We start from the raw sequence: 16,051 nt of genomic DNA, 5'->3' as shown, positions 1-16,051 counted from the left end.
GCACAGCGAAGGTTTTTGCGCAACCTCAGGGTTGCACAAACGTCGCGGCACCGGTGCCGCAGACCTGCGTCGGCCGACAGGCTCACATCCACCGCAGCGTCACCGGGCCGAGGCGCCGGTCAGACACACCGTGCGCCTTGGGGACGCGGGGAACCGTGGGCCGCGCCGATTGTCCCTCCGCAACGGGGGCGCCTGGCAGGGGCGAGCCATGTGGCCTCCTGAGAGAGTCCTCAGTACTCCCCGAACGACCGGACAACGCCCGCCACGTCGTCGGTCACCGCGCCCAGGCCCAGGCCGTCGAGGAGGTCGAGGCCGTTGACGTACTTCGGTCCAGTAGGGGGTCCGCATCGAGGGAGTCGAGCCAAAGCCGCTGCGAGCCGGCACCGTGAAACCGCGCAACACAGCCAGCCTGTACGTCGGTTGGCTGTCACGGCCCATGACACAGCACTCTTGATCGTCTTTCGTGCGACGCCTAGCCTCGTCCCCATGGAGACGGGGGAACCGGGCCAGGGCCGGCGGGTGGTCGTAGGGCTGCTGGCCGGGGCGGTGGGGGTGGCCGTTCTGGGGGCGGTGTTCGTCGTGCTGCCGGGTGTGGTGGTCGATCACGATCTCGCCGGGGCGAACGTCGCCGCGCAGGATCGGCTGAAGGCGGTGAACGATGTCCGGACCACGCTTCTTCAGGTGGTCGGCGGCTTGGTGCTGCTCTTCGGTGCGTACGCCACCTGGCGGCAACTGCGGGTCAGCCAGGACGGGTTGCGTGCCACTCAGGAAGGCTATGTCACCGACCGGTTCAGCCGGGCCGTCGACCAGCTCGGCAGTGACAAGCTGGATGTGCGTATCGGCGGGTTGCACGCGCTGTGGCGGATCGCGGAGCAGTCCGGCCGGGACCGGGAAGCCATCATCTCCATCCAGGCCGCGTATCTGCGGACCCATCTGCCCTGGCCGCCCACCGAGCCGCGGTCACCGGCGGCGGACGTGCCCATCAACGACATCGCGCCGCTGGAGACCCGCGCGGCCGACGCGCAGGTGGCGCTGACCGCGCTCGGCGTGCTGTGCCGGGACCGGGAGCAGTCCTGGGTCAATCTGAGCGTGACCGACCTGCGCCGCGCCGACTGCGACGGACTGTGGTTCCCCGAGGTCAACTTCGACCGCACCTGCATGGAGGCGGCGGGCTTCTACCACGCCAATCTGACCCAGGCGTCCCTGGTCTCGGTCAACCTGCGGCACACCGACCTGACGACGGCGATCCTCCGCCGGGCCCGCTGCGTCCTGGCCGACCTGCGGGGCGCGAAGCTGGTCGAAACCGACCTGCGTGACGCCGACTTCACCGAGACCGACCTGCGCGAGGCGACCTTGCGCAAGGCCGACGCCCGTGGCGCGGTCCTCCGACGCGCCGACCTTCGCCTGGCGGACCTGCGCGGCACCGACCTGAGCACCGCGGACCTCGCCGAAGCGCGTCTGACCGGCGCCCTGGCCAGCGGTCGCACCCGTTGGCCCGAGGGCTTCGACCCGACGGCCGCCGGAGTCGTCGCCACCGACGACCCGGGCCCCGAGCCCTCGCCCCTCCTCCAGCCGCCCGGGATGACGTGGCAGGCGCCGCCGCTGCGGTCCACTCCCTGACCGGACGTCGTCCCAAGGGCGTCATCCACCGACCTTGCCGGCCGTGATCTCCCGGCCGCGTGTGCTGTCGACGACGATGGGGACGCCGTCGGGGACCTGACCCTCAAGGCTGCTGAGCAGCCCGTCGATCGGAGGCAGCTCGCTGGGGCTGCGCACATGGATGTACAGGGTCCGGGAGCGTGCGTCGACGCCGGTGACCATCGCCCCTGGGGTGTCGGCGAGCCACTGCTCGGCGGCGCTCTTGGCTCTGAGGGTCCAGGTGTTGAGCAGGACGGTGGCGACCGTGTTGGCGCCCAGCGGGAGCAGGACGGCCGTGAAGAGCAGTCCGAGCATGACGTGGGCGCGGCGTGGTCCGTGGTGGGCGCGGCTGCCGTCGGCCGGGGCGTAGGTGAGGACCGTGAAGACGACCATGCCGGCGAAGACGAGGGCGAAGAGGTTGGACAGGAAGAGCACCAGCGCGCCCAGCGCCAGCCACCACGCCGTCTGGCCGGCGCAGACGCCGGTGACGACGAGGGGCGGGACGAGGGAGATCGCGATGGCCACTCCGGGCAGTACGGCGGCGACGTCCTTGCGGGCCAGCGCCACGGCGCCGGCGAAGCCCGTGGCCAGGGCGGAGACCAGGTCGAGCAGTCCCGGTGAGGTGCGGCCGGAGATCTGGCTGTTGGTCAGGAGGTCGTAGGACGGGGGCACGACCAGTGAGGCCACCGCCCCGACCGTGATCACCAGCAGGCATCCGAAGGCCACGAAGGCGGCGGCCGAACTGCGGCGGCGCTGTACGGCACCGAGGGCGATGCCCATGATGGGGGTGGAGAGCGGGGCGATGATCATCGCGCCGATGACGGTGGCGGTGGAGTTCGTCAGGATGCCGCACGCGGCGATGACCGCGGACAGCGTGAGCATGGTCCAGAACGCCGACTGCTTCGACCGGCTGTCCCCGGACGAGAGATCGAGGTCCTGCTGGAGATCGTCCAGGGATCGGCGTTGCCGGTCCGGCAGGACTTTGGCACGGAGTTGGCCGGGCATGTGGTCAGTATCGTGACCGGGACGATCATCGGCGGGCAACAACACGAGGCCCCGGGCGGCGCAGGTGGGCCATGTGCGGGTTCCGGGGTTGGTCTTGTCCATGTTCGTCGCGAAGGCCCACCGGCGTTCCCCGCCGAGTGGCCAGACGAGTGATCACACGGAGTGTCACAAACACGTACCAGTCGAAAACGAGCCACAACCATAACTTTCAGCCATGAAACGACCGCCTTTGAACACCGTCCGTAGTGGCCCGTCCGTGCGCCGGCTCCCGTCGCGTGCCGCCGCAGGGCTTGCCGGCATGGGGCTGCTGACGGCCTTCGTGCTGACCGGCGGCCCGGCGGGCGCCGCCGCGCTCGCCCCCGTCGACATCGGGAATCCGGTCGCCGGCAACAACGGCTTCGGGGTCGTGACGGAGAGCAACGCGACGTTCGGCAGCACCGAGTCGGAAGGCCCGGTCGCCGTCGGCGGGAACCTCACGTTCGGCAGCAACTACAACGTCGCCCTCAACACCCCCGGCACCTTCACCGCCCCCGGCGACGACCAGCCGACCGCCCTTCTCGTCGGCGGCGGCGTCGACTACGCGGGGAGCAGCCCGTCCGGCGTCCTCCAGGTTCTGCAGAATGGTTACGCCAAGATCGGCGACACGTCTGCCAGCGACGTTCTCATCGAGGACCAGAACGGGGCGAGCGTCAACACGCAGATCGTGGCCGACGGCGCCGGCTACAACTCCACGCCGCGTGTGCAGCTCACCGTCCAGCAGCCGGTGGCCTCGGTCCAGCAGTCCGGCCTGATGGACTTCACGACGCTGTTCTCCACCTACCGCGACCGGGCCGACTCGATGGCCACCTGCGCGGCGACCGTGATCCTGCTGGACGGCAACGGCGTCCCGCTGCCCGACCAGAACACGATCCCGCCGGGCTCGGACATCGAGATCGCGCTCACCTCGGGGCAGACCAACGTGCTGCGCCTGACCGGCGAGCAGCTCAACAACATCGACGAGCTGACCTTCCAGGACGAGCCCACCGCCGACACCCCGCTGCTCATCAACGTGGACACCACGGGCAGCGCCGGCGTCCTCACCTGGAACACGCCCACCCTCGCGGGCGTGTCCGGGGACCAGGCGCCGTACATCCTGTGGAACTTCGCCGACGCCACCGACATCACCATCGAGGAGGGCGACACGGTCGAGGGCACGATCTACGCCCCCCGCGCTAAGCTGACCGACCTCGACCCGGCGAACATCGAGGGCGACATCATCACCCACGAACTCGTCGCGGGCCCGCTGTCCGGCGGATCCGGCGGCGGCGCGGTCAACGCGGGCGAGATCCACTACTTCCCCTTCAACGCCGACCTTCGGTGCGACTCCGACACCCCGACCCCGGTCACCGGTTCGGTCAGCGTGGACAAGGTGGACGCGGAGACCGACGCGCCACTGGCCGGCGCCGAGTTCCAGTTGTGGCGCGAGACCAACGACGAAGCGGGCCTCCAGACCGACGGCACGAACCCGGACACCCAGGTCGGGGACCCGTGCACGACAGGGGCCGACGGCGAATGCGCCGAGACGGTCGAGATCGGCACCTACTACTGGCAGGAGACCGCCGCACCCACCGGCTACGACCTGCCCAACCCGGCCGTCTTCGGACCGCTCACCCTCACCGAAGACAACGCCGACGCCGGCGTCTCCATCACGGCGGAGAACACCCGCACACCCCAGCCCCCGACCCAAGGCTCGGTCAGCGTCGACAAGGTAGACGCCGACACCAACGCCCCACTGCCCGGCGCCGAATTCCAACTCTGGCGCGAGACCAACGACCAAGCCGGACTCCAGACCGACGGCACGAACCCGGACACCCAGGTCGGGGACCCGTGCACCACGGGGGCCGACGGCGAATGCGCCGAGACGGTCGAGATCGGCACCTACTACTGGCAGGAGACCGCCGCACCCACCGGCTACGACCTGCCCAACCCGGCCGTCTTCGGACCGCTCACCCTCACCGAAGACAACGCCGACGCCGGCGTCTCCATCACGGCGGAGAACACCCGCACACCCCAGCCCCCGACCCAAGGCTCGGTCAGCGTCGACAAGGTAGACGCCGACACCAACGCCCCACTGCCCGGCGCCGAATTCCAACTCTGGCGCGAGACCAACGACCAAGCCGGACTCCAGACCGACGGCACCAACCCCGACACCCAAGTCGGCGACCCGTGCACCACGGGGGCCGACGGCGAATGCGCCGAGACCGTCCCGACCGGCACCTACTACTGGCAGGAAACCGCGGCCCCGAACGGCTACGACCTCCCCAACCCCGCCGTCTTCGGACCACTGACCCTCACCGACGACAACGCCGACGCCGGTGTGTCCGTGATCGCCAGGAACACGAGGACGCCCGACGTGCCCGACGGTTCGCTGCGTCTCAAGAAGGCCGACGCCAAGACCGGGCGGGCTCTGGCGGGTGCCGAGTTCGAGCTGTGGAAGGAGTCGAACGGCCGGGCCGGACTTCAGACCAACGGTGTCAACCCGGACACCCTCGCCGGTGAGTGCACCACGAACCTCAGGGGCACCTGTGACTTCGACCCGCTCGCGTACGGCACGTACTACCTGCGGGAGACCGCCGTCCCCAACGGCTACGTCATGCCCGGCAACCCGGTGACCGGTCCGTACGTCATCAACGGCACCGACGACGACATCACCGTCACGGTGAAGAACAAGCGCGGTCACGAAGGGTACGGAGACGGCTACGGCAACCCCTGACCTCCCCGCAGTAGCTACGACCGCCTGACCGAAGACGCGGGCTGATGGCCACTCCCCCACCCCCGGCCATCAGCCCGCGTCTACGCAGGTCAAGAGCGGTTTCCTGGTCTGCGGGCGAGTCGCCGGTCCGGGAGAGTGGTCACCCCTGGAGGGTGAGGCGGGGCGAGGGCGTCGCCGGTGACGGTGGAGGGGCCATCCGGTTCAGGACCGGCGACGCGAGGAGAATCGTCATGCCCAAGCCTTTCAGGGGGAAGATCGCCTTCGACGTGCGTGACTCCGAGCCCGACTGGGCGCCGTACCTCGCGCCCAAGGCGCCCGAGAACGCCCCGAACGTGCTGGTGATCGCGTGGGACGACGTGGGCTACGGGACGATGGACTGCTTCGGGGGTCCGGTGAAGACGCCCACCATGTCGCGGATCGCCGACATGGGGGTGCGGTACTCGAACTTCCACACCACGGCGCTGTGCTCCCCGACCCGGGCCTCCCTGCTGACCGGCAGGAACGCGACGTCCAACGGCATGGCGACGATCGCCGAGTTCAGCTCCGGTTTCCCCGGCATCTCCACCCGGATCCCGTTCGAGAACGGGTTCGTCTCCGAGGTCCTGGGCGAGCGCGGCTACAACACCTACTGCGTCGGCAAGTGGCACCTCACCCCCGGCGAGGAGATCAACCAGGCTGCGTACAAGGGCCGTTGGCCGCTGGGGCGCGGCTTCGAGCAGTTCTACGGCTTTCTCGGCGGCGAGTCGAGCTGCTGGTACCCGGACCTGATCCAGGACAACCATCCGGTCGCCCCGCCGGCCACGCCCGAAGAGGGCTATCACATCGCCAAGGACTTCTCCGACAAGGCCATCGAGTACATCCGCAACGCCAAGGTCATCGATCCCGACAAGCCGTTCTTCATGTATCTCTCCCTCGACGCGGCCCATGCGCCGCACCATGTGTTCAAGGAGTGGGCGGACCGCTACAAGGGCGTCTTCGACGAGGGGTACGAGGCGATCCGGCCCGGCATCCTGCGCCGGCAGAAGGAGATGGGCCTGCTGCCGGAGGACACCGAGCTGTCCCCGATCAACCCGCACGGCGAACCCGAAGTGACGGGCCCTGACGGGCAGTTGTGGCCGATGCTCGACACCGTACGGCCCTGGGCGGACCTCACCGCCGACGAACGGCGGCTGTTCGTCAGGATGGCCGAGGTGTTCGCCGGGTATGTCTCGTACACCGACGACCAGTTGGGCCGGGTCATCGACTTCCTGGAGGCCGCGGGCGAACTGGACAACACGATCATCGTGGCCGTCTCCGACAACGGGGCGAGCGGTGAGGGCGGTCCGAACGGGACGTTCAACGAGTGGCGGTTCTTCAACGGCCTCGACACCCCGGTCGAGTTGTCCCTGGAACACCTCGACGAACTCGGCGGTCCGACGTCGTACAACCACTACAACACCGGCTGGGCCTGGGCGTTCGACACGCCGTTCCCGTACTGGAAGCGCTGGGCCGGCTACGAGGGCGGCGTGGCCGACATGTGCGTGGTCGCCTGGCCGGCGGGGATCGAGGCCCGGGGCGAGGTGCGCGGGCAGTACGTCCACGCGGTGGACGTCGTGCCCACGCTCTACGATCTGCTGGGCGTGGAGCCGCCCGAAGTGCTCAAGGGCTACCCGCAGAACCCCATCGAGGGCGAGAGCTTCAAGGCGTCCCTCACCGATCCCGAGGCGCCGGGACGGCAGACCCAGTTCTACGCGATGCTGGGGCAGCGGTCGATCTACCACGAGGGGTGGCTGGCCTGCACGGTCCACCCGCCGCTGAGCGGCTGGGGCAACTTCGAGCACGACGTCTGGGAGCTGTACGACCTCGGCACCGACCGTGCGCAGTCGACGGACCTGGCCGCGCGGGAACCGGCCCGGATGGAGACCCTCAAGAGCCTCTGGTACTACTACGCGGGCCGCTACAACGGACTGCCGCTGGACGACCGCAACGCCCTGGAACAGGTGCTGGCCGACCGCCCGCACGGCAGCCCCGAGCGAGACCGTTACGTGTACTACCCCGACACCGCGTCGGTGCCCGAGCAGTCCGGGGTGGTGACCAGCGGCCGGTCGTACACCATCGCCGCCGGGGTGGACATCGGGTCGGCGGACGCCGAGGGCGTTCTCTACGCCCACGGCGGCGTGGCGGGCGGCCACAGCCTCTACGTCAAGGACCACCGTCTGCACTACGCGTTCAACTGGGTCGGCACACATCTCCAGGTCGTGGACGCCGACCGGGAGATCCCGCCGGGCCGGCATGTGCTCACCGCCGAGTTCACCGCGACCGGCCGCAGCACCGACCCCACGATGCCCGGCGCCGCGGGCACCCTCACCCTCTACATGGACGACCAGGAGGTGGGCCACGAGGACATCGTCACCCAGCCCGGCAACTTCTGTGTCGTCGGGGACGGGATCTGCGTGGGCCGCGACGACGCGTCACCGGTCACACCCGACTACCGCGGGCCGTTCCCGTTCACCGGCGGCACGATCGACAAGGTCGTCGTCGACGTCTCCGGCGAACGCTACATCGATCACGAGGCCCAGGTACGCGGCTGGTTCATGCTCGACTGAGGGCGGAGCCGCTGCCTCGGGGAAATCGCCGGCAGTGTCAGCCTGCGGAGCGTTCCGCGAGCCACTCCAGGGCGGCCGGGCCGGCGGCGAGGACGGAGATGTGTCCGTCTCCGGGGCGCAGCCACAGTTCGGCCGACGGGCAGTGGTCCGCGAGCCATTGCGCGTGTGAGCTGGGCGCGATGCGGTCCTGGTCGCCGTGGAGGAGGAGGACCGGCACGTTGATCCGCCGCGGGGCGAAGCCCCAGGGGGCGACGTACGCCAAGTCGTCGTCGATCTGCCCGCCCGGGCCCGCCGCGACGGCCGGAGCGACGACGTCGTCGAACCAGGACCACTCACCGGATAGGGCGTCGTGGTCGGCCGCGGTGAACATCTCCGGGTCGTACTCGGCGCCGGCCGCGTGCTTCTCCTTCTCCCCGCGCCCCCGGGCGGCGGCGCGGAGCGAGGCCGCGATGGAGGGCGTCATGCCCGCGAACCAGTCCAGGCCCTCGGCGCCGAACGGAGCAAGTCCCGCCACGTCGACCACGCCCAGGACACGGTCGGGCAGGAGGGCAGCGCAGGCCAGGGCGTGCGCGCCGCCCCCGGAGTGGCCCATGACGGCGAACCGTTCGACGTCCAGCGCGCTCGCGACGGCGGCGACGTCGCCGGCCACCGACGCCACGTCGCGGCCCGGGAGAGGCGTCGATCCGCCGTACCCGGGGCGGTCGTACGAGATCCAGCGGATGCCGAGCCGCTCGGCGGCCGGGAAGAGGGGCACGGGCGGCGCGCCGATGTTCGGTGTGCCGTGGTGCCAGAAGACGACGAGGGAGCCGGCGCCCGAGCGGGTCCCGGTGTCGTGGACGCGCACGCGCCGGCCGTCGTCGAGTGTCAGATCGATCTCGGTCACTCCGCCGCCCCCGACTCCTGATCATGCACGGTCACTCCGGCCCTGCCAGAACGAGCCTACGGACCACCGATCTTGGAGACCAGCCCTCTGCGTGGCTCTCGCCGAAAGGGCGGGGATGATGGATGATCCGGATCCGCTCGGAGAAGCATGTCCTTCCCGCGGTGGCCGAGTCGAGGGAGTGCTTGTATGCCGGTCGCAGCCGACAACCGGGGGCGGAACAGGGATTGGTCGTTCAGGAGCACGGACCCTGAAGGCGGCTTCAACCCCTACGGGTGGAGCAGGGGCGACCAGGCGCGGTTCGACGGCGTGTGGACCGACGCGGGTGACGACCTCGTGGACGATCTGATCGAGGACTACGGAGTGATGTGGCCCTGGATGTGTCCCCGGCGACTGCTCACCCGGGAGCCGACCCTCGCGGAGGAGGTGTACGAGCTGGCGCGCCGAAGGCTGATCGGGCAAGGGCACACGTACGCGGACCGGCCTGATGTGGTCTACGAACACGCCGCCATGTACGGCTCCTTCCATGCCGCGCGAGCCCGGCGCTCCTGGCCGGACGCGCGGCCGCAGAAGTGCCCGTTGTGTGCGACCGTCTTCACGGCGGGGCAGCTCAATCCATGGATGGTCCGCCAGTTCGGGCCGGCCCGCTGGTGCAAGCAATGCTGTGTCGAGGCGCGCAACGGAAGCAGCGGTCCTGTCACCGCGGATGAGGCCCAGCAGAGGCTGACCACCCTATCGACGCACTTCGCCGCTGCTCCCCCGCAGGACTTCGCCCAGCGCCCCGTCCCTCTCGATCTTCCGGACGGGCAGCGTGATGCCATCGTGGGTGCGATGAGGACGTGTCCCCCGGCCGCGACGGTCCGTGGGCTGTTGGAGGCCGGAAGCTGGGTGGAGGTCCTGCGCCGTACAGGTCTGGTCCCCGAAGCGTGGCGGCCCGCCCGCGGAACCTACTGCGTGGCAGCGGACGGCCACCCGTGCAGGTCGCTGGCCGAGCGGGCCATCGACGACTGGCTCACGCGCCACGACGTGGAGCACCGGATCGAACCGGCCTGGCCCAGGCACCCTGAACACAATCCGCACGGCCGACGCCGCGCGGACTGGGAGCTGCCGGACGGCACGTACGTCGAGTACGCGGGCCTCACCAGCGACGAGTACGTCACCAAGATCCGAGCCAAGCAGCAACTCGCCCACGAGGCCGGCATCCGTCTCATCGTCATCACGCCCCCTGATCTGGCCAACCTCAGCGAGCTGCTCGAGCCGTGGGGGCGGTGAGCCGGGGCGGGGTGGGTACCTCGGCCTCTGACTCTGGCGCCGACCAAATCCGCCGCCTACGGCCTTCCCGGCTGGTCGCGGCTGATGGATCTGTCCTGACCTTCCAGGGAGGGGGTGCCCCGTGGAGCGGGATGTTCAGCTCGTGCGGGACTTCGTAACGGCTGTGCCCTGCTTCGAGGACCTGTTTGACGCGCACGTCTTCAACGAGGGCACTGTCCTGCCCCACGTGTTCTTCTGGGACGTCGTCCAGGAGACCGTCGCGTCGTTCGTCGGAGGAGACGACACGAACTGGCGCGTCACATTGCGGTTCCTGGAAGAGCAACTCCGTCTGGACGTGCACGAGGTCACCGGGGTGATTGTCACCTCGTTCCTCCTCGATTTGCCGTGGCCGGATCAGCCCGAATATGGCCTTGTCGACCACCTTGGTCCTGCCATGAGCGCGCGGTTCACCGCGATTCGGCCGTCGGGCTAGGTCAAGGGCGGTCGGCGGCGGTCTCGGTGTGTTGGTCGTGAGCTGAATGGCCGCCAGGCCCCGCCCGACGTTCAGCGCCCCGTCAGCCCCGTAGCCCTGGGCGGGGTGTCCGTCGGTGACGCCCAGGACCGGTTGGAGTCGCGTCGGTGCGGGATGCGGCACGCGGCCTGTCCGACGGGAGGCTAGGCGGGGCCGGGTACCGCCCGTCGGGCCGGGCCGGCGTAGGCGGCCAGGGGGCGGATCAGGGCGTTGTGGGTGAGTTGTTCCGTGATGTGGGCGGTCCAGCCGGTGATGCGGCTCATCACGAAGATCGGGGTGAAGGTGGGGGTGTCGAAGCCCATGAGGTGGTAGGCGAGGCCGGCCGGGTAGTCCAGGTTGGGGTGGATGCCCTTGCGGGTGATCATCGTGTGCCGCAGGGCCGCGAGCAGGGTGGCCAGGCGGGTCGCCTCCGGGTCGGCGGACCGGGCCACCAGTCGGTCCAGGGCGGCCTGCATGAGGGGGACGCGGGAGTCGCCGTTCTTGTAGACGCGGTGGCCGAAGCCCATGATCTTCCGCTTGGAGGCCAGTGCCTCGTCCAGCCAGGTCTCGGCGCGCTGCGGGTCCTCGATCTCCAGCAGCATGTGCATCACGGCCTCGTTGGCTCCGCCGTGCAGCGGGCCCTTCAGGGCGCCGATCGCGGCGGTGACCGCGCTGTACAGGTCCGAGAGGGTGGAGGTGACCACGCGCGCGGTGAACGTCGAGGCGTTGAAGCTGTGTTCGGCGTACAGCACCAGGGAGATCTCGAAGCAGCGGACCACGTCCGGGTCGGGCACGCTGCCGAAGCACATGTGGAAGAAGTTCTCGGCGTAGCCGAGGGAGGGGTCCGGCGGGATCGGGGTCAGGCCACGGCGGCGGCGCTGGTCGGCGGCCACGACGGTGGGCAGCTTGGCCAGCAGGGTGAGGGACTTGGCCCGGTTGGCGGCGGGGCTGCCGTCGTCCTCCGTGGGGTCCTCGGCGCCGAAGAAGCTGACGGCTGTGCGCAGCACGTCCATGGGGTGGCAGGTCTCGGGCAGCCGGGCCAGCAGTTCCAGCGTGGTGCGGTCCAGCGGGCGCAGGGCGCGTTCCCGGGCCCGGAAGTCGTGGAGCTGCGCCGCGTCGGGGAGTTCGCCGTACCAGAGCAGGTGGGCGACCTCCTCGAAGGAGCGGCGGGCGGCCAGGTCCTGGACCGGATAGCCGCGGTAGGTGAGGGAGTTGGTCTCCTGGACGACGGTGGAGATCTCGGTGGTGTCGACGACGACACCGGCGAGGCCGCGGTGGATCGCGGGCGCGGTGGTGGTCATGGGCGGGAGCCTTCCGGTGCGTCAGGTGCCGGGCGGGAGAGTGAAGTCGTGGACGGCGGAGTCGAAGGCCGAGTAGTCGGCGTAGCCGAGGAGTTCGTACAGGCGGGAGCGGATCTGCATGCGCGGCAGCAAGGACTTCTGGGTGCCCTCCTCGGCGAGGGTGCGCAGCCCGTCCTCGACGGCGCCCATGGCGAGGCGCAGCAGCGTGACCGGGTAGAGGGCGATGTTGTAGCCGAGGTCCTCCAGCGTGGCCGTGTCGAGGAGCGGGGTCCTGCCGAACTCGGTGAGGTTCGCGAGGAGGGGCACGTCGAGGGCCTTGCGGAACGCCTCGTACTCGGCGGTGTCGGCGAGGGCTTCGGGGAAGATCGCGTCGGCGCCGGCGTCGACGTACGCCTTGGCCCGGCCGATCGCCGCGCCCAGGCCCTCGACCGAACGGGCGTCCGTGCGGGCCATGAGGAGGAAGTCCGGGTCCCGGCGGGCGTCGACGGCCGCGCGGACCCGGCGGACCATCTCCTCGCGCGGCGTGAGGGTCTTGCCGTCGAGGTGGCCGCAGCGTTTGGGGTTGACCTGGTCCTCCAGGTGGAGTCCGGCCAGGCCGGCGTCCTCCAGGAGCTGGACCGTGCGGGCGGCGTTCAGGGGTTCGCCGAAGCCGGTGTCGGCGTCGATGAGGACGGGCAGGTCGGTGACCCGGGTCGTCTGCTGGGCGCGGGCGGCGATCTCGGTGACCGTGGTCAGCCCGATGTCGGGCAGCCCCAGGTCGGCGGCGAGGACGGCGCCGGAGAGGTAGACGGCGTCGAATCCGGTGTCCTGGATCAGCCGGGCGGAGAGCGGGTTGAGCGCGCCGGGCATCCGCAACAGCCGTCCGGAGGCGAGCTGTTCGCGGAAGGCGCGGCGGCGTCCGGCCGGAGTGGTGCGGGTGTGGAGCGGCATCAGAACAGGCCCTTCGGCAGGCACGCGTCGTGTGCGGCGACGGCCTCGGTGTCGACCGCCGGGAACAGGCCGTCCAGGCCGTCCGCCGCGAGATCCCCGAGGTGCTCGGCGGCGGACAGGAACCGGTCCTGGCCGGCCGGGGTGACGACGCCCTCGGTGAGGGTGCGGAACTTGGCGGTGTAGGCGGCGCGGTCGAAGGGGCGGGCGCCGGCCGGGTGGGCGTCGGCGACGGCGAGTTCGTCCTCGATCACCGAGCCGTCGTCCAGGGTGATCACCGCGCGTCCGCCGAAGGCCCGGCGGTCCGGGTCGGGGTCGTGGTAGCGGCGGGTCCACTCCGGGTCCTCGACCGTGGTGATCTTCCGCCACAGCTCCACCGTCGAGGGGCGGCGGGCGCGTCCGGGGGCGTAGGAGCGTTCGTGGTGCCAGGTGCCGTCCTCCAGGGCCACGGCGAAGATGTACGGCACCGAGTGGTCGAGGGTCTCTCGGCTGGCCGTGGGGTCGTACTTCTGCGGATCGTTCGCGCCGGATCCGATGACGTGGTGGGTGTGGTGGCTGGTGTGCAGGACCACCGAGCGCACCGTGTCCAGGGGGCCGGTCTTCTCGCGCAGCCGCCGGGCCAGGTCGATGACGGCCTGCGCCTGGTACTCGGCGGAGTGCTCCTTGGTGTAGGTGTCGAGGATCGCGCGGCGCGGCTCGCCGGGCTCGGGGAGCCGCACGGTGTAGTCGGAGCCGGGGCCGTCGAGCATCCAGGCCAGGAAGCCGTCCTCGCCCTCGTAGACCGGCGACGGCGAGGTCTCGCCGCGCATGGCCCGGTCCACCGCCTCGATCGCCGCCTTGCCGGCGAAGGCGGGCGCGTACGCCTTCCAGCTCGAGATCTCGCCCTTGCGGGACTGCCGGGTCGCGGTCGTGGTGTGCACCGTCTGCTGGATCGCCTGGTACACGGTCTCGGTCGGCAGCCGCAGCATCGCCCCGAGGCCGCCCGCGATGGCGGCGCCGAGGTGGGCCACGTGGTCGATGCGGTGCTCGTGCAGGCAGATGCCCTTGACCAGCGCGACGTGGATCTCGTAGGCGCTGATGATGCCGCGCAGCAGGTCGGCGCCGGTGCGGCCGGTGTGCTGGGCGACGGCCAGCAGGGGCGGGATGTTGTCGCCGGGGTGGGAGTAGTCGGCGGCCAGGTAGGTGTCGTGGAAGTCCAGCTCCCGTACGGCGGTGCCGTTCGCCCAGGCGGCCCACTCCGGGGATACCCGAGTGGGGGTGCCGAAGACGGAGGCGCCGGGGGCGGTGGCGCGGTGGGCGACGGCCTGGGCCCGGGCCACGGCGACCGGGCGGCGGCGCAGGGAGGCCATGGCCACCGAGGCGTTGTCGATCACCCGGTTGACGGCCATGGCCGCACTCTCGGTGTCCGGTTCCCCGGCATCCGTCGCGACGGACGCGAGCTTCCAGGCGAGCTGGTCCTCGCGGGGCAGCCGGTCGGCGCTGGGGTGGACACGGACGTGGTGCTCGATCACGGGACTCCTCGCGGGGTGCGGCTTGTCAGTGCTGACGTGATCGACAGTGCCCGTTCCGCATAGGCCCGACCACCTCTCCAATCTGCGAAATCCCTACATCCCGGAGCTGCGGATCTGCGAAACCTGCGAAGAATGCGGATGCTATGTTCGCAAGCGGCCCCTAGCGGACCGTCCCCCTTCCCGGCTTGCGACAAGGATGTGCGCCGTGCCACGAGGAGCAGCCGACCGCAAGGTGTACGCCCATGCCAAGCTGCGCCGCCTGCGCCGTGAGCACGGCCTCAACCAGGTCGACATGGCCCGCGCGCTCGGCATCTCCACCAGCTACGCCAATCAGCTCGAACAGAGTCAGCGCCCGCTGACCGCGTCGGTCCTGCTGCGGATCGCGGAGGTCTTCGGGGTCGACGCCGAGTTCTTCTCCGAGGCCGACGAGGACCGGCTCGCCGTCGACCTGCGCACGGCGCTCGCCGACGAGGCGTGCGCGGTCGCGCCGCTCACCCCCGAGGAGATCACCGAGGCCGCCCGTGACCACCCCGACGTGGCGCGCGCCCTGGTCGCCCTGCACCGCCGCTACCGCGACACGGTCGAACAGGCCGCCGCTCTCGGCTCCCCGGGACCGGCCGGCGGTCCGCTGCCTGCCGCCGAACCGCACGACGAGGTACGGGACTTCTTCTACGCCCACCACAACCACTTCGAACCGCTCGACACCGAAGCCGAACGGATCGCCGGGACACTCGGTCTGCGTCCGGGCAGAACGGCGGACCCGCTCACGGCGCTGCTCGCCGAGCGCCACCAGGTCCGGGTCGTGCAGGCCGCCGCCGGGCGGGCCGGTGACGCGCGGCGGTTCGTCCCCGACACCGGGCTGCTGTTCCTGTCTCCCTGGCTGAGCGACGGCCAGCGCGCCTTTCAGCTCGCCACCCAGCTCGCGCTGCTGGAGCACGGGGCGCTGCTCGACCGGATGGCGGACGGTGCCACGGGGCTGACCTCGCCGGAGTCGTCGGCGCTGGCCCGCATCGGCCTGGCGAACTACTTCGCCGGCGCGCTGCTCATGCCGTACTCCGCCTTCCACACCGCCGCCGAAGAGGTGCACTACGACATCGAGTTGCTGTCCGCCCGCTTCGGCGTCGGGTTCGAGACCGTGTGCCACCGGCTGAGCACCCTCCAGCGCACCGGCCGTCGTGGTGTCCCCTTCTCCTTCCTGCGCGTCGACCGGGCCGGCAACATCTCCAAACGGCAGTCCGCCACCGACTTCCACTTCTCCCGGCTCGGCGGCACCTGCCCGCTGTGGACGGTGTACGAGGCGTTCTCCGCGCCCGGCCGGATCCTGACACAGGTCGCCGAAATGCCCGACGGCAAGCGGTACTTCTGGGTCGCCCGCACCATCACCCGGGGTGGGTTCGGACACCGTTCCCCGCGTGCCGAGTTCGCCGTCGCCCTCGGCTGTGAACTGCGCCACGCTCACCGGCTGGTCTACGCCGAGGGCATCGCGCTCGACGACCCCCGTGCCGCCACCCCGATCGGCCTGGGCTGCCGGATCTGCGAACGCCGCGACTGCGCGCAGCGCGCCCGGCCACCGGCCGGCGGACGGCTGGCCGTCGATCCCGACCGGCGCACCTATGTGCCGTATCCGGTGGAGAGCACCGTGAGGTGACGGCGCCGGGGCCTTCAGGGAAGTGTCTCAGCGGCGCGTGTG

The 16,051-nt window shown here is 70.6% G+C and carries 11 protein-coding genes; 6 read left to right on the top strand and 5 right to left on the bottom strand.

The features are described from left to right. The first annotated feature begins 486 nt into the window (after window positions 1-486). Complete coding sequence (locus AFM16_RS37515) at window positions 487-1,620, top strand: pentapeptide repeat-containing protein (protein ID WP_078636690.1); 1,134 nt, start codon at window positions 487-489, stop codon at window positions 1,618-1,620. A 21-nt stretch (window positions 1,621-1,641) separates the two neighbouring features. On the opposite strand, the gene AFM16_RS37510 is transcribed toward AFM16_RS37515, so the two are convergent. Then, complete coding sequence (locus tag AFM16_RS37510) at window positions 1,642-2,643, bottom strand: DUF389 domain-containing protein (RefSeq protein ID WP_078636689.1); 1,002 nt, start codon at window positions 2,641-2,643, stop codon at window positions 1,642-1,644. Window positions 2,644-2,941: 298 nt separating this feature from the next. Between AFM16_RS37510 and AFM16_RS39630 the strand changes: the two genes are divergently transcribed. After that, window positions 2,942-5,395, top strand: coding sequence for a choice-of-anchor A family protein (locus tag AFM16_RS39630; RefSeq protein WP_245177916.1), 2,454 nt, complete (start codon window positions 2,942-2,944; stop codon window positions 5,393-5,395). A gap of 230 nt (window positions 5,396-5,625) precedes the next feature. Next, complete coding sequence (locus AFM16_RS37500; RefSeq protein ID WP_078636687.1) at window positions 5,626-7,980, top strand: arylsulfatase; 2,355 nt, start codon at window positions 5,626-5,628, stop codon at window positions 7,978-7,980. 37 nt (window positions 7,981-8,017) lie between these two features. Here AFM16_RS37500 and AFM16_RS37495 read toward each other — a convergent pair whose 3' ends face one another. After that, entirely contained in the window at window positions 8,018-8,863 is an 846-nt protein-coding gene (locus AFM16_RS37495; RefSeq protein ID WP_078636686.1) for an alpha/beta fold hydrolase, read from the bottom strand. 186 nt (window positions 8,864-9,049) lie between these two features. Here AFM16_RS37495 and AFM16_RS37490 point away from each other — a divergent pair, with 186 nt between their 5' ends. Next, window positions 9,050-10,132: a hypothetical protein gene (locus tag AFM16_RS37490; RefSeq protein ID WP_078636685.1), complete on the top strand. Its 1,083-nt coding sequence runs from the start codon at window positions 9,050-9,052 to the stop codon at window positions 10,130-10,132. Between the two features lie 121 nt (window positions 10,133-10,253). Then, the gene (locus AFM16_RS37485; RefSeq protein ID WP_078636684.1) at window positions 10,254-10,604 is read left to right on the top strand and encodes a hypothetical protein; all 351 of its coding nucleotides are present in this window, start codon (window positions 10,254-10,256) and stop codon (window positions 10,602-10,604) included. Window positions 10,605-10,786: 182 nt separating this feature from the next. Here the strand turns inward: AFM16_RS37485 and AFM16_RS37480 are convergent, their stop codons facing one another. From AFM16_RS37480 to AFM16_RS37470, 3 genes are read right to left on the bottom strand one after another with little or no spacing between them, the layout of a single operon-like run. After that, a complete protein-coding gene (locus AFM16_RS37480; protein ID WP_078636683.1) occupies window positions 10,787-11,923 on the bottom strand; it encodes a bifunctional 2-methylcitrate synthase/citrate synthase in 1,137 nt (378 codons plus the stop codon). 21 nt (window positions 11,924-11,944) lie between these two features. Beyond that, window positions 11,945-12,853 carry a methylisocitrate lyase gene (prpB, locus tag AFM16_RS37475; RefSeq protein WP_078636682.1) on the bottom strand — a complete coding sequence of 303 codons (909 nt, stop codon included), beginning with the start codon at window positions 12,851-12,853 and terminating at the stop codon, window positions 11,945-11,947. Then, entirely contained in the window at window positions 12,853-14,361 is a 1,509-nt protein-coding gene (locus AFM16_RS37470; RefSeq protein WP_078636681.1) for an MmgE/PrpD family protein, read from the bottom strand. Before AFM16_RS37470 ends, prpB begins: the two co-directional genes overlap by 1 nt. A gap of 205 nt (window positions 14,362-14,566) precedes the next feature. Between AFM16_RS37470 and AFM16_RS37465 the strand changes: the two genes are divergently transcribed. Further along, window positions 14,567-16,009, top strand: coding sequence for a short-chain fatty acyl-CoA regulator family protein (locus tag AFM16_RS37465; RefSeq protein WP_078636680.1), 1,443 nt, complete (start codon window positions 14,567-14,569; stop codon window positions 16,007-16,009). The last annotated feature ends 42 nt before the right edge of the window (window positions 16,010-16,051 follow it).

Origin of the sequence: Streptomyces antibioticus (genome assembly GCF_002019855.1) — a bacterium.
In the GTDB taxonomy this organism is placed as follows: domain Bacteria; phylum Actinomycetota; class Actinomycetes; order Streptomycetales; family Streptomycetaceae; genus Streptomyces; species Streptomyces antibioticus_B.
The sequence above is the reverse complement of the archived record's forward strand: the minus strand, read 5'-3'. Positions and strand labels throughout refer to the sequence as shown.

Excerpts from the sequence above, each read along its gene's own strand:
- AFM16_RS37510 (WP_078636689.1), bottom strand. The coding sequence starts at position 2,643 with ATGCCCGGCCAACTCCGTGCCAAAGTCCTGCCGGACCGGCAACGCCGA.
- AFM16_RS37515 (WP_078636690.1), top strand. The coding sequence starts at position 487 with ATGGAGACGGGGGAACCGGGCCAGGGCCGGCGGGTGGTCGTAGGGCTG.
- AFM16_RS37500 (WP_078636687.1), top strand. The coding sequence starts at position 5,626 with ATGCCCAAGCCTTTCAGGGGGAAGATCGCCTTCGACGTGCGTGACTCC.
- prpB (WP_078636682.1), bottom strand. The coding sequence starts at position 12,853 with ATGCCGCTCCACACCCGCACCACTCCGGCCGGACGCCGCCGCGCCTTC.
- AFM16_RS37490 (WP_078636685.1), top strand. The coding sequence starts at position 9,050 with ATGCCGGTCGCAGCCGACAACCGGGGGCGGAACAGGGATTGGTCGTTC.
- AFM16_RS37480 (WP_078636683.1), bottom strand. The coding sequence starts at position 11,923 with ATGACCACCACCGCGCCCGCGATCCACCGCGGCCTCGCCGGTGTCGTC.
- AFM16_RS39630 (WP_245177916.1), top strand. The coding sequence starts at position 2,942 with ATGGGGCTGCTGACGGCCTTCGTGCTGACCGGCGGCCCGGCGGGCGCC.